Here is a 13,919-nt window from a genome sequence, read left to right on the forward strand (position 1 = left end):
CGGCGTCCGGGTTGAGCACCCAGTCGTTGGTGGGATCGGCGTCGGCATCGGCGCCATCGGCGTTGGGGTCGGCATCCGCCTGGAAGTAACCGTCGGGGGCATACCCCACAAAGCCGTAAGCTTCGGAGATCCCCAAGGTCATGCTCTCAGCCGACACCTGGGCATCATCCGCCGCAATCCCCCCCACGTCGCGATGCACCGTCACATCATAGGTGTTTCCCTTCTCCAGGGCCATGGCGCCGGTGAGAAAGACAAAATCCGACACCTTGGCCGTCACATTGGCAGCAGACAACCCCATGATCTCGTCAGCAAAATCGATCACCACCGGGTTGTCGGGGTTGCCGGTGGGCACGCTCAGGCCACCCCCCGCGAAACTCTGGGCAAAATCCACCACCGCGTTGCCGCCCGGATACCAGGAAGAGGCCATATTGACATGGGCCTCCACGCCACTGGCCGACACCTCCAGGGCATCGCTGCCCATGAAACCGGCGCTGCTCACGGAGAGTTTTCCAGCCATAAAGGTGTCAAGGGCGATCACATCGGGATCAAGCGACAGGGTTGGTTGCAGAAGGACAAAACCGGCGGTGAGATCATTCACCGCGAAGCCCACGGCGTTGGCGTTGATCTCGGGAGGGTCAGGGGTCAACAAGGGGTCGGTCAGGAAGTACCCCCCCGGGGCATAACCGACAAAGCCGTAAGCATCCGAAATTCCCATGGTCATGGAAGACATGGTGACATCGGACAGCGAACCCTCGCCACCGAGTGCGTTGGTGGTGCGCACATCCACATCGCAAGTCGGCCCGGATTCAAAGGCGAAAGAGCCCGTCAGGAACATGAAATCGCCGATGGAGGCGACCCCCTCGCCCATGGAGACGCTGGTCAATGGGGTCGAAAAATCCAAATGGACGGTGGAGCCGCCTGCGGTCAGGCCCAGCCCGTCGGCGCCATAGGTGGAGAGAAAATCCACCGCTGCGCCAAGGTCTCCCTGGTTGTACGCAATGGCGATGTCGCGTCCCGCAAATTTGAAGGAGTCCGACCCCACATAGGCAATCTCATCCGCCGTGGCCTTGAGGGCGACATAGCTGGGCGCCAGGGGAATCAGGGACTCCATGATATCCAACCCGGCGTTAAAATTTTGGATCCACAACCCCTGGGCATGGTTGTTGAAAATATAATCGTCGGTAGGATCCCCATCTTGATCGGTGTCGACGGCGAGGTCGTCATCCCTGGCTGTGACATAGGAATCACCAGGGCCGACAAAGAGATCCACGTTGGTCAAGGCCATTTCCAGAGCGAGAACCGGCTGATCGTCCACACGTCCCAGCTCGGTGACCACGTCCACGGCTGCCGCCGCCACGTCCCAGGAGAAGGCGCCGTAGAGGTGAAAGAAGTCACCGAGGTGGACGGCGCCATCCACCGCCACATGCTCCAGGGTGGCATCGGTAAAATAGTCGTTGTTGAAGTAAAGCCCCAGCTGGTCTTGCGCAGCCTGACTCGCAACCTCGATGGCCAGGTGCGTCGAGGAGAGTTCCTTGACCTCCAGACGCAAACGATCATTCATCTGCACAACATCGAAATAGAGGCTGCCATCGCCAAAACCGAACAGACCGGATGCGTCAGAAAACTTGCCGCTTACCGAACCGTAGGTCATGATGTCGAACACGTCTCCCGCCTGGGGCCCAAAGCCGTCCAGGAGTGAAACGGTCAACTTGCCACCCAGGGCTGCCGCCCCGGTGATCTGCAACTGGTCAAAGCCGTCGAGGATATGGGGCCCCGGACCCGCCGTGTAACCACCGATTTCAATATGGAGCGTACCGTCGGCATTCTGCGTAAAGGCATCAAATGTCTGAATGCCCGGAGAGTTTCCTGGAGAGACCAAACCGGAGTTGATCACCGCACCACGAATGACGCCACTGCCCGTCAACGACACATCACCATCCAGCAACAGGGGTCCATCGGGAAAGCAGGACGCCAACCCTGTCAGGTGTACGTCATGGCCGTCGCGTATCTGAAAAGATGCGGGCGTGCCGTCGATTGTCCCATCCATTGCAAGATCGCCAATATGGAGAGGATGTCCCGAAAGGGAACCTTCCATATCCAAGCGCAGGGAATCATTTAGAGAAACAGGAATGATTTCCATTAGATACAGATCATTTCCCGCAGGCGGTTGGGTGCTGGACAGATCAGGAAGCGGAACTGGGGTCGGGCTTGATGAACTCTCCATGACCGGCGAAGAAACCGGAGCAGGGGCAGCAACTTCGGGCAGATCGCCGACATCTGAGGAAGAATGGGCGCTCTCTTGTGGTGATTCTGCCGAGAGGATGGAGTGATCGGCCACCGCCAAGGTGGGCGTATCGCTCGCATGGAGTAAAGATGAGGCATCAATAGCCCCTTGCGTGTCCGGCGTGCTCTCCACAGAGGCAGCATGGGCCGAATTGGCCAAGGCGGGGGTGATCGGAATAGCATCCACGGGGGTCAGAGTTGTCGAATCAACCGATGCGTTGTCGGCTGATACGCCGCTCACCGGAGCCAAGGCCGCCGGGTTGGCCAGATCCTGGATGGCCGATCCGTCGTTGGTGGAAACCGGGCTGGCCGGATCGCTTGCTTCCGGGCCAACTGGTGTACCCTCCGTGGCGAGCGACTCAACCGGATTGTCCGATGCGGGGGAGGCAGACGTATTGTCCGCATGACTCGCAGATACCGGATCGTCCAGATGACTCGCAGATACCGGATCGTCCACAGGGGATGTGTCTACCGGGTGCGCATCCCCGGCTGTCGACGCAGGGGGAAGAAAGTCGACTGGGGTTTCCGTTTCCCCACCTTCCGATGCTCCAGCAGCCGTGTCACCTGATGGCATGTCCGTAACCGCATGCTTGATCTCCTGAGCAACGGACCCTAAACCGGCAATATCCGCCGAGAAAAAAAGCCTCTCCTCTAATTGTTCAAGGACAAAAAGAGTGCTGCGCTTTGGTCCGGGCATAAAACCCCTCCCTCAAGAAAACCCCGAGCTTTGGAGAGGTCTCCAAACCCATCCTGCGCGGCGCGATAAAACTTTGTCAAGAAAAGCACACGATTTACACGCTACCCATTTGCATTCTAACCTGATTCTTGGCCATGTTTCCAGGAATTTATGGGGAACCCCCAGGGCAATCGCCTTTGAAATGGGCATACCACCATGGCGCTTGGATAAGGATTGCCTCTATCAATTCATGGGTGTATGACATTGGTTTACCGATGGCATGCGGTTGAGTCAAACAAGGGCGCCGGGACTCTAGTGGCTCAACCGTGTTGAATTGATGTGCAGAAATGTTCCAATGCTCCGGGAACAGCTCAACCATGAAACGGGGTCCAGGGGGCTGGCTCCCTGGCTTTGTCCAGGGCAGCGCCCTGGTGGGGTTCGGGGCGAAGCCCTGACAAAGGCTTTCATTTCCAAGCTTTTCTTGAAAGAGTGCGGAATAGGCACGAAAAGTGAGCACTTCAAATCAAGTCGGTTGGTCCACTAGCGGCCACGGTACGCCACATCTTCCAGGGGTTCGTGGAAATCGGTTCCGCCACCCTGCTGGTCAAGGAACTCCAGGAACAGGGAGTCATGGGCAAGCAGTGGGTCAGCGCCACCGACAAACAGTTCTCGAGTTGCCCCTTCGACAAGAGGGGCCTCTACTTCAACGGCAAAACCTCATGAGAAACCGGGCGAAGAGAGAAAGAAATGGCTGTTTTGGGGACGGCAGAAGGCAAAGTTGAACGAGTGAACCAAGACCCAGGCCACATCGTAACATTTAGAATTATTGAAGATTTTTTTAGGATTGAGAGGGAATAAGCGAAACGCAGGGGAGCGTGAGAAGCCCCATGGGCAAGGAGGGTGGCGGACCAAAAGCTGCGCCAAACGGAGAATTCTCCGGGCGGTTCGACTCCCAAGGGGGAGAATATTCCAATTCGCGCCCGGCAGGCAAGCGGAACAGTAGTCGGTTTTGTAATGCAATTTCATGTGGTTGCATTCCGGATCGTAACTCGGCCACAGCCCCCCAAGAGATTCAGCCGGTCGCCCACCTGGCCGAGAGCGCTTCCGCTTGTTGCAGGACAGTCTGAACCGCCGCGTCCTGAAGGTCGGGTGGATAGCCATACTTGCGTAGAATCCGTTTGACCAGGATCCTCATGCGTGCCCTGGCCGATTCCCGGTGGGACCAATCCACGGTGGCATTCTGCTGCAGACTGTTCAAGAGTTCGTGGGCGATCACCTTAAGCGTGTTGCTTCCCATGACCTGCATGGCGCTTTCGTTTTCAGCGAGGGCGTCGTAGAAAGCGATCTCATCTTCCGAAAGACCTTCCTCCTCCCCGCGTTGCCGGGCTGCTCGGATATCCTTGGCTAGCTGGATCAACTCCTGAAGGACTTCCACCGTGGTCAGGGCGTTGGTGTGATAGCAGATGACGGCCTGTTCCAGACGTTCCGAGAAGGCCTTGGTTTCCACCACATTGGAACGGCTGCGGGAGCGGATCTGGTCGTTGAGAAGTTTTTTCAACGCCTCCAGGGCGAGATTCTTCTTCTCCATCTGTTGGACTTCCGCCAGAAACTCGTCGGACAGCACGGAGAGGTCCGGGGTGCTGATGCCTGCGGCTGCCAGGATATCCACAATCTCGGTGGAAACCACCGCCCGGCTGACGATCTGGGCGATGGCGAAATCCAACTCGCCTGCGGATTTGCCTCCTGTGGCGGCGCTTTTCACCAGGGCAACCCTGATTGCCTGAAAAAATCCCACTTCGTCCCGAATGGCTCTCGCCTCGTCGCTGGCCGCAGTCAGTGCGAAGGCCTTGGAAAGGGCAAGCACGGCGTCCTGGAAGCGCCGATGTGCCCTCTTCTTGCCCTCCTCACGGCTTTCCTTCTCGGCTGCTTTGTGCTGGAGATCGAGAATCCACTCGATGGCCTCGGCCATCACCACCAGCCGTTCTTGCGGTGTCCCTTGGATTCCTCGTGTGTAGTCGAAGCCGTGGAACATGTCGCGGACCACCTCGAATTTCTCCCGCAGTACGGCCACGGCCTGGGTCTCATCAATGCCCGCCTGCCCCTGATCCGATTGAGAATATTGTCCCAGCGCCTTTTTGAGATTCTGGGCAATGCCAATATAGTCCACCACCAACCCGGCGGGCTTGTCCCGGAAGACGCGGTTGACCCGGGCGATAGCCTGCATGAGGCTATGCCCCCGCATCGGCTTGTCGATATACATGGTGTGCATGGCTGGAGCGTCGAAGCCGGTGAGCCACATGTCCCGGACAATCACCAGGCGCAGGGGATCGCTGGCATCCTTGGCGCGTTTGGCAAGCATTGCCCGTCTTGCGTCATTGCCGATGTGGGGTTGCCACTCTCCCGGATCGCTGGCATTGCCGGTCATCACCACCTTGACCGTTCCCTCCTTGTCGTCGTCAGAATGCCAGGAAGGGCGTAATCTGACGATCTGATCGTACAAGGCGACGCAGATGCGGCGGCTCATGCAGACCACCATCGCCTTTCCGTTCATGGCCGCCACCCGGTCCTCGAAGTGGCGCACCAGATCCTCCGCCACCATGGCCAGCCGCTTGTCCGATCCCACCAGGGCTTCAACTGTCGCCCATTTGCGTTTCAACCGCTCTTGTTCCGTCTGGGCTTCGTCTTCGGTCAATTCTTCCACTTCGACATCGATCCGGGGTTTCTCATCCTCGTCCAGTTCGATGCGGGCCAGTCTGCTTTCATAGTAGATTGGCACCGTGGCCCCGTCCTCCACCGCCCGGCTGATATCGTAGACGTCGATGTAATCCCCGAAGACCGCAGGCGTATTGACATCGTCCTGTTCGATGGGGGTTCCGGTGAAACCGATGAAGGAGGCATTGGGCAGGGCGTCGCGCAGATACTTGGCGAAGCCGTAGGCGATCTCGCCAGTCTTCGTTTCCACCCGCGCCTTGAAGCCGTATTGGCTGCGGTGGGCCTCGTCGGCGATGACCACCACATTGCGGCGCGAGGTCAAAACGGGATAGAGGCTCTCTCCCGTGGCCGGGGAAAATTTCTGGATGGTGGTGAAGATCACCCCGCCGGAGGCGCGGTTGAGCAATTGTTGCAACTCCTCCCGACTGCCTGCCTGAACCGGCGTCTGCCGGATCAAATCTCGGCACATGGAGAAGGTGCCGAAAAGCTGGTTGTCCAGGTCGTTGCGGTCGGTGAGGATCACCAAGGTGGGGTTTTCCATGGCCGGATGCCTGGCCATTTGTCCGGCATAGAAGGCCATGAGCAGGCTTTTGCCCGATCCTTGGGTGTGCCAGATGACGCCGATGCGGCGATCCCCTCCCTTGGCGGAAGCCTTGATGGTGCTGGCCACGGCATGGCGCACTGCATGGTACTGGTGATACCCGGCAATGATCTTCACCAGCCCGGAGCCGGTATCGCCGAACACGGTAAAGTGGGCGATCAAGTCGAGAAAACGCCGTTGCTCGAACACCCCCTCGGCGAGTACCTGGAGTTCCGGATGCCCCTTGGGCGCAATATGGGCGCCATCGGTGGTACGCCAGGGCATGAACCGCTCCTGATTGGCGGTCAGGGATCCCAATCGTGCGGTCAATCCATCGGAAGTGACCAGAACGGCATTGGTGCGAAACAGGGCGGGAATTTGCGTCTTGTAGGTCTGCAACTGGTTGTGGGCGGCCTCCAGTGTAACCTGTTCACCACCCGGTTTCTTGAGTTCGAAGACGGCCAGGGGAAGTCCATTGACGAAAAGCACCACGTCGGGGCGGCGTTTATGGGAACCCTCGATGACCGTGAACTGATTCACGGCGAGCCAGTCGTTGGCCGCCGGAACGTAGAGATCGATCAAACGGACCTTGTCACCGCGCAAGGTGCCATCCTCAGCGTAGAATTCCACATCCACGCCTTCGGTGATCAAACGTTGCAGGCGGCGGTTCTCCTCCAGGAGCGAGGGGCATTCGGTCTGGATCACCTTGCGCAGTGCGTCTTCCCGGGCCTCTTCCGGGAGGAAAGCGTTCAATCGCGCCACGGCGGCGCGCAAGCGCGACAGCAGGAGAACCTCTCCATAGCTCTCCCGCTCCGGCCTGTGTCCGTCGGGACCGATCTCGGCATCCGTGGTTCGCGTGTAACCCAGGGAGGCGAGGCTATCGAGAAGGATTCCCTCGACCTGGGCTTCGGACAGGAATGACATCAGAACCGTACTCCCAGCAAGGAACCTCTCACATCTTCATCCGTCAGACGCAGCCGGATGAAAGGCGACAGATCAAAATCTGGCGAAAACTCCTTCTCTGGGACCATATCGCTGTTCAGGGTACAAATATATTGAAATCCGTAGGCTTCCGATTCCTTGGCCGCCAGTTCAAGTGCACGGGCGCGTTGGCGTTCATCGACGCCATCGAAAATCATGCTGTCATGGATCAGGAGCCGAGGAGAAACCGATTGTTCCGCCCACAGACGGGCAAGCATCAGGTCGTAGCAGAAGATCTTCATATTATCGACGCCGCCGCTTCCAGAGCGTTCAATCTCAACATCAAACCTGAACCCATTGGGTCCAACGTCAACGACCAGATTTCCGGGGGCCGAGTACAAGTGCTGAGAATATTCGTTGAACAGGCTGATGGCCCTTTCCCGGATGGCTCTTCGCTCATCAAGATCCCGTCTGGCTTTCTGATGCAGGCGTTCCTGGGCGATTTTGACCTCGCTCATCCCCGATTCAAAAGCCCGGTGATTCTCGATCATCGAGGTGACCGCGTTCAACTCGTTCACCATTTCCAGGTGGCGTTGTTGCAGCCTCGTATACTCCTCCAATGCGCCATGGGTTTTCAGGATCTCCATTAATGCGGCACGTTCTTCGGTTTTTTCCCGAACCAGGATTTCCCGGTTTGATATGGCGCTTCTGATGCGTTCCACCTCATCAGCCAGAAAGGCGTGCCGATTGGAAATGATCGTTTCGTGGAAGTGGCGAACCTCCTCGATTCTGCGAAGCGCTGTCGTCGGCAGAGATATGCCTGCCTCCTGATAGATCCGATCCAGGGAATCCGTTGGTGGTGGTTGTTCCTCGGACAAATTCTGCTCGTAAAGTTTGAGCATCTCCCGATCAACGGTGTTGGCATTGACCAGTAAATGAATTTCTCCGGTCAACCTGTTGGCGTCGGTCTGGATCTGCTCATATTGAGGATGGACTTTGAACGACTCTAGATCCGCTTGCCCTTTTGTGACCAGATCCTTCAATCGGACCTGACGTGTTTCCAAATCACCAAGCTTTCCACCAAAGCCGTCCAATATTCCTGCCTTGATAGCGATTCTAATGGATTCCAGATCCTTGCTCCGTTCCTTGATTTTCAAAAGTTCCGAGGCGTCTTCCCAAGCCAATCCAAGGAGAAACGCATTATTGATTTGGGCATCCAACGCTGTTTGCTTGCGGAACGATTCAAATGGTATGGAGTAGGCATCCTTGCGGCGGCGGATGAAGTAGGAAATCAGGCTACGGAAAGATGGACCACGCAGAGAACTCCCGTCGGTGTCATAAGGCAAGCCGAACAGAAAATGCCCGAGCAACAGAGTCCATTCCTTGGCGATGAAGGCTTCGACGCCTCTTCGAACCGTCGGTTGGATTGGCCAGTTGGATGGAACATCGGTGACCAGGAAATTGGTTGGGTTCTCCACTCCCCTGGTCACGGTCATCTGACGTGAGCCAACAGCCAATTCCAGGGAGAATTCCCAGCTTGGCAGGTGCTCTCTGGGCAGGAATTCCTTGTCCGCATTGGCTCCAAGGCAGAAGTGAATGATCTCGATCAGTGTTGATTTGCCAAGACCGTTCCGGGAGTTCTTCCGGGTTTCTTCTTTTGTCCGGTCGGCCAATACTACATTGAAGCCTTTGGTAAATTCAACGCTTCGAAACGATAACTGATTGGCTGTAATTCTCCTGATCATGGCTTCCTCCGCACCAGCAGACCGTCCACCCAGTCAATCGCCTGAATGGCAAAGAGAAAGTCCAGCGCCAGGACGAAACGCCAATAAACGCTTACCTCTGGGTTGCCGCGCACCCGTTCCCACAGTGCCGTGACCGTTTGCGGAGACTGCATGTGCCGCAGCAGGGTGGCCCCGGCCCCCAGGAGAGAGTGTCGCAGGTCAACGTGCTTGGTGGGGAGAATCATTTCTCGAACACCTCGCAGCTCTCGAACAGATAGACCAGCACGGCCAATCCAGCCGCCTGCCGTTTAAAATCCCCGCTGCCGCCCCCAGCGAACTCCCTCATGGCCTCGAACAGGGCGTCATCGTCCAGGTTCTGCGCCCGAAAGCCCTGATAGGCCGTCAGGAATCCGGACTTGAGCCGTTCGGGAAGATCGGGATCGAAGGTGGACATGTTCTGCAAGTAAGCGGATACCTCCTGACTCCGGACCATGCCCATGGTGATCAGTTGTCCGACATCATTGGTCAGTCGGTTCCTGGCCATCTTCTCCCGGGGAGCGGTGATCGTGAAATCGTCTGTTGGGGTGCTAGGTGGAGAGGCAATAGCTTTGGCGACAACCTCCAGTTCCGGGAATCCGACGCTGGGCATGGCGGCAGCCAACGTCGATTTGACCCATCGCTCATGGTCTGCCTTGATCGTTCTGAGGCTGTCCACGGTGTAGGTGTTGGAATGGGCATCCACCTGGGCGTGGCAAGCCGGGCACAACAGGATCGAATTTTCGTAGGTATCCAACTGGTCCCGAGGAAAGCCGGAATCTCCCCGGGGGCCGTCGTCACTGTGGCCGACGATATGAGCCCTTTCACCGATCTGTTTGGTGGGATCCGCCTCCGTAGCCTCCAACACCAGTTCCCGCCGACAGCCAGCAAACGCGCAACGGTTGCCGGAACGCCCGTAGAGCTTTTTGATTTCTGCCGGTGACAGCTCTTTCCTGGGCCTATTCATAGTGCCGCCTCCACCGCCTTTTCAGCGTCACGAACCCGGATCTCGCCGGTGATCAGTTTGGGGAGGAGCAGGTCGCGGAGTTGGGCGAGGGTGCGAGACTCGACCTCCATCTCTTCCCTTCGAATAGCAATCGATATGGCAATGCTGTCGAACACCGCTACGAGTGGTTGCGGAGGTGCAATGCATTGGGGCTGCTGCACACCTGCAAATGGCAGCATATTAACGGTTGTCCCATTTGCATAACCACTAACCGTTTCATGCATTTCCGGTGAGTTAAGGAGGTGAAGCAAGTATGCCGCAGTGAGTGAGCTGGATTCTTTCGGCCTGAGCCGATAGATGTGATGGCTTATAATCCCCTGATGTCCAAACAATGATGGAACCATTGCCGCAAAACCAATAAGCAAACGATCATGCCCTTGCTCTGTATTCGCTACAATAACATCTCCTGGCTTGACAATGTGCCGCTCTCCGTAGTCACCTGTATAATGCTTAATTCCCTCGTACTTGTATCCACCCCCTTCATGGATTGAGTTTAGATTATGGAGAGGCATGCCCTCATCGGATAGGCCGCTACCCTTGTAGCTGACACCCTTGACTGCTTCAAAATAATCGCCGAGTTTCCCATTCCTCCACCCCACCGGCTTATCTTCATCATCCAGTGCATCGGGAAAGAGATCCCAGATTTCGGGGACGAGGTAGGCCGGGCGGCCCTCGGCCTTGGCGCGCACCGGGCCGAAGTCCACGAACCAGTCCTTGAACAACGTCCGCGCCACGGCCTCCAGGTCGGCGTTCATGCGGCGGTTCAACTCGATCTTGTCGTCCAACGCGCCCAGGACTTGGGCGATGGCGCGTTGATGATCTATCGGTGGAATTGGGAGTGCCTGGGAACCGAACGTCTCTCGACTTAACGTTGGGTTTGATGTCCCATCTTTTAAATGGTTAAGGCCAATATATTTAATTAAGAAATATGAATATTTGATGTCGATATCTGGTCGTATCGGAAGCAGTGTATATGCTGTGTCGATTACCCAGTAGTCAGCGTCACACCACTCAACTCCTAGAGGTCCTTGCCCTTTCCGACCAACAATGACTCCTGGCCCGCTAAACAGTGATCCATTATGCGTGCCGCACTGACCATTAGTGCCGTATACTGGCACTTTACCTGCGCACCTATTAGATTCAATAAGTGCCTTCCCATATTTTAATTCAAAAATTTCACGAGCTGGTATTAACGGCCAACGGATCAAATCAACTGACAGACCTCTCGGTGGAGTTGTTCCATTCGGCAAAACACCCATCACATCTATGTGCTGCACAACCACACGATCCCTCTCAATAATCCCCCTGAACCCCTCCGCTGTCGTCGCCCAATCCACCACATCCACCTTGAACGGCAGCATGGATTCGGAGAAGGCGTCCAAAAGCTCCTCAATTTTCTTGAATCCAAGTGGAGCCTCGCCAAGGATGCAGAGATCGAGATCGGAGGTATCGTTTGCCGTCCATTTTGCGCGCGAGCCGAAGGCCCAGACCTCCCGGTCCGAGACATGCCTGTGCAAGATGTCGAGCACGATCTGTAAATGGTCGGGGCGGAGGTCAAGCATCTCTCTTGAGCCTGGCAAGAAGATCATAGGCGTCTGGCAAAAACTCGGAAACGTGGGCGAACACCTCGTTGGCGGCGCTGCCGTCATAACGATGCGAAGTCTGGTTCCGCGCCGCATAATGTTCTATCCAGCGTTCGGCGTCCGCAATCAAACGGTATTCGGCAGCCATGCGGAACAGGTCGTTCTTGGTGCGCATCTGCTCCATATTGATGTTAAAACTCTTCAACGTTCTCTGAAGCAATTTCCAGGAGAGATCCATGGCGACCTCGAAGCGTTGAATGACACCATCGCGCATGGTCAGCAGGGGATACATCTTGTATTCCCGCAGCCCTTCCTCAAGCGCGGCGATGGCTGACGCCAATACTTCGACATTCAAACCCGACATGGGCCATTCCTCCCAGGAAACAGTGCATCTATACGATATTACGCTGAAAATACGCCCTCTTTTACTCGTCCTTCGCGACATGATTATGGCCAGACAGCAACAACGCCGTCACGGCATTCTCATTTCCATCGTCCGCCTCTGCGTGCGCGCCGCAATACCAACGGGTATCGGCCTCTGGAACCATGCGTATCGGTTTGATAGAGGAGAGATCGTTGTAGCCCCCCTCATAACCCGCCACCACCACGCGCATCGTGGGTGCGTGCTGCTTCAGGAGTTCCATCAATTCGGCAACGGTCATGGCGTTTTCACCTTATGCTGCATGTCGTGGATTCCTCCTTTTCATGTCCGGCGTCCACTCCGAAACGACAAGGGGCCATCATCCAGGCAAGACCAGCCGCCCCAGCCCTTCCCGAATCCTTTTTTCCAACTCGGCACCTTCGGCGAAGTGTTTTTCCAGCCTGTTTTGCAGTTCGGCAAACCGCTCCACGAAAGGGGTATCGTCCTCGTCCGCCGCCGCCGCGCCCACGTAGCGTCCCGGCGTCAACACATGGTTGTGGGTGCGGATCTCCTCCAGGGAAGCCGCCTTGCAGAATCCCGGCTCGTCGGTATATTTCTCCGCTCCCGGTTCTCCCCGCCAGGCGCGGCAGGTCTGGGCGATCTTCTGGACATCCGCAGGGTCGAACTCCCGCCGGGTGCGATCCACCAGCCGCCCCAGCTTGCGGGCGTCGATGAAGAGCACCTCCCCCCGCCGGTCCCGCCAGCCCTTGCCCGGATTCTTGTTGCGGGCGAGAAACCACAGGCAGGCGGGAATCTGGGTGGAGTAGAAGAGCTGCCCCGGCAGGGCCACCATGCAGTCCACCACGTCCGCCTCCACCATGGCGCGGCGGATCTCTCCCTCCCTGGCCTGGGTGGAGGACATGGAACCGTTGGCCAGCACCACGCCCGCCATGCCGCCCGGGGCCAAATGGTGGAGGATGTGCTGAAGCCAGGCGAAGTTGGCATTTCCCACCGGCGGCGGGCCATATTTCCAGCGCGCATCCTCCCGCAGCCGGTCGCCGCCCCAGTCGGAGACGTTGAAGGGGGGATTGGCCAGGATGAAGTCCGCCTTGAGATCCCTGAGTTCGTCCTTGTGGAAACTGCCTTCATTGTTCCAACGGATGTCGGCGTCGATGCCCCGCACCGCCAGATTCATCTTGGCCAGTCGCCAGGTGGTGTAGTTGCTCTCTTGTCCGTAAATGGCGATGTCGCCAATGCGGCCACCGTGCTCCTGCACGAATTTTTCCGACTGGACGAACATCCCGCCCGAGCCGCAACAGGGGTCGTAGACCCGCCCCTTGTAGGGTTCCAGGATCTCCACCAGCACCCGCACCACCGACTGCGGGGTGTAGAACTCGCCACCTCGCCGCCCCTCGGCCCCGGCAAATCCCGCCAGGAAATACTCGTAGACCCGTCCCAGAAGATCCCGCGCCTGGCCGGTCTCCTCGCCCAGGGCAATGCCGGAGATCAGGTCGATCAACTCCCCCAGCATCACCTTGTTGAGCGCCGGGCGGGCGTAATCTTTGGGCAGGACGCCCTTGAGGGAGACGTTCACCGCCTCAATGGCCATCATGGCCTCGTCGATCAGCTTGCCGATGGTGGGCAATCTGGCATTGGCCCGCAAATGGGACCACCGGGCCTCCCGGGGCACCCAGAAGACGTTCTCGGCCAGATATTCGTCGGGATCTTCCGCCGCTGCCGCGTCTTCAGCCAGCAGCTTGGCGTGCTTGGTCTCGAAGGCGTCGGAGATGTATTTGAGGAACACCAGACCCAGAACGACATGCTTGTACTCGGAGGGTTCCAGGTTCTGCCGAAGCCCGTCCGCCGCCAGGAACAGCTCCGCTTCGAAGCCCAAAGCGGCCCCGCTACCCTTTTCCCGCTTTCGTCCGTTGCCAACGCGCAGAGCCATGCCAGCCTCCCAAGGCTACCATTCCAAAATTTTCGGTGGTGTCCTACGTTGACCTAACTGGTCTAGCCGGGAACAAGACCCACTCTTCA

At 57.5% G+C, this 13,919-nt stretch carries 10 protein-coding genes; 1 reads left to right on the forward strand and 9 read right to left on the reverse strand.

Annotation, left to right across the window (positions count from 1 at the left end):
• Positions 1-2,980: hypothetical protein (locus HQL63_14245; GenBank protein ID MBF0177988.1), on the reverse strand; the 2,980-nt coding region annotated here is incomplete at its 3' end.
• A gap of 555 nt (positions 2,981-3,535) precedes the next feature.
• Here HQL63_14245 and HQL63_14250 point away from each other — a divergent pair.
• Positions 3,536-3,682, forward strand: a complete 147-nt coding sequence (locus HQL63_14250; protein ID MBF0177989.1) for a hypothetical protein — start codon at positions 3,536-3,538, stop codon at positions 3,680-3,682.
• A gap of 349 nt (positions 3,683-4,031) precedes the next feature.
• Here the strand turns inward: HQL63_14250 and HQL63_14255 are convergent, their stop codons facing one another.
• The 8 genes from HQL63_14255 to HQL63_14290 form a co-directional block, all read right to left on the reverse strand.
• Positions 4,032-7,175 carry a type I restriction endonuclease subunit R gene (locus tag HQL63_14255; GenBank protein ID MBF0177990.1) on the reverse strand — a complete coding sequence of 1,048 codons (3,144 nt, stop codon included), beginning with the start codon at positions 7,173-7,175 and terminating at the stop codon, positions 4,032-4,034.
• On the reverse strand, positions 7,175-8,917 hold the full coding sequence (locus HQL63_14260) for a DUF2326 domain-containing protein (protein ID MBF0177991.1): 1,743 nt from the start codon (positions 8,915-8,917) through the stop codon (positions 7,175-7,177). Before HQL63_14260 ends, HQL63_14255 begins: the two co-directional genes overlap by 1 nt.
• Positions 8,914-9,141: a hypothetical protein gene (locus tag HQL63_14265; protein ID MBF0177992.1), complete on the reverse strand. Its 228-nt coding sequence runs from the start codon at positions 9,139-9,141 to the stop codon at positions 8,914-8,916. Before HQL63_14265 ends, HQL63_14260 begins: the two co-directional genes overlap by 4 nt.
• Positions 9,138-9,899 carry an HNH endonuclease gene (locus HQL63_14270; protein MBF0177993.1) on the reverse strand — a complete coding sequence of 254 codons (762 nt, stop codon included), beginning with the start codon at positions 9,897-9,899 and terminating at the stop codon, positions 9,138-9,140. Before HQL63_14270 ends, HQL63_14265 begins: the two co-directional genes overlap by 4 nt.
• Positions 9,896-11,500 carry a restriction endonuclease subunit S gene (locus HQL63_14275; protein ID MBF0177994.1) on the reverse strand — a complete coding sequence of 535 codons (1,605 nt, stop codon included), beginning with the start codon at positions 11,498-11,500 and terminating at the stop codon, positions 9,896-9,898. The genes HQL63_14270 and HQL63_14275 overlap by 4 nt, the downstream gene beginning before the upstream one ends.
• Complete coding sequence (locus HQL63_14280; protein ID MBF0177995.1) at positions 11,493-11,885, reverse strand: nucleotidyltransferase substrate binding protein; 393 nt, start codon at positions 11,883-11,885, stop codon at positions 11,493-11,495. Before HQL63_14280 ends, HQL63_14275 begins: the two co-directional genes overlap by 8 nt.
• 61 nt (positions 11,886-11,946) lie before the next feature.
• Positions 11,947-12,183, reverse strand: coding sequence for a hypothetical protein (locus tag HQL63_14285; protein ID MBF0177996.1), 237 nt, complete (start codon positions 12,181-12,183; stop codon positions 11,947-11,949).
• Positions 12,184-12,261: 78 nt separating this feature from the next.
• Positions 12,262-13,830 (reverse strand): SAM-dependent DNA methyltransferase, encoded by a 1,569-nt coding sequence (locus tag HQL63_14290; GenBank protein ID MBF0177997.1) that lies wholly within the window; start codon positions 13,828-13,830, stop codon positions 12,262-12,264.
• Positions 13,831-13,919 lie beyond the last annotated feature (89 nt).

The sequence above is a fragment of the Magnetococcales bacterium genome (genome assembly GCA_015231175.1).
Classification (GTDB): Bacteria; Pseudomonadota; Magnetococcia; order Magnetococcales; family DC0425bin3; genus HA3dbin3.

Bases quoted from the DNA above. Each gene is read 5' to 3' on its own strand.
- HQL63_14265 (MBF0177992.1), bottom strand. From the start codon at position 9,141: ATGATTCTCCCCACCAAGCACGTTGACCTGCGACACTCTCTCCTGGGG.
- HQL63_14280 (MBF0177995.1), bottom strand. From the start codon at position 11,885: ATGTCGGGTTTGAATGTCGAAGTATTGGCGTCAGCCATCGCCGCGCTT.
- HQL63_14270 (MBF0177993.1), bottom strand. From the start codon at position 9,899: ATGAATAGGCCCAGGAAAGAGCTGTCACCGGCAGAAATCAAAAAGCTC.
- HQL63_14260 (MBF0177991.1), bottom strand. From the start codon at position 8,917: ATGATCAGGAGAATTACAGCCAATCAGTTATCGTTTCGAAGCGTTGAA.
- HQL63_14285 (MBF0177996.1), bottom strand. From the start codon at position 12,183: ATGACCGTTGCCGAATTGATGGAACTCCTGAAGCAGCACGCACCCACG.
- HQL63_14290 (MBF0177997.1), bottom strand. From the start codon at position 13,830: ATGGCTCTGCGCGTTGGCAACGGACGAAAGCGGGAAAAGGGTAGCGGG.
- HQL63_14255 (MBF0177990.1), bottom strand. From the start codon at position 7,175: ATGTCATTCCTGTCCGAAGCCCAGGTCGAGGGAATCCTTCTCGATAGC.
- HQL63_14275 (MBF0177994.1), bottom strand. From the start codon at position 11,500: ATGCTTGACCTCCGCCCCGACCATTTACAGATCGTGCTCGACATCTTG.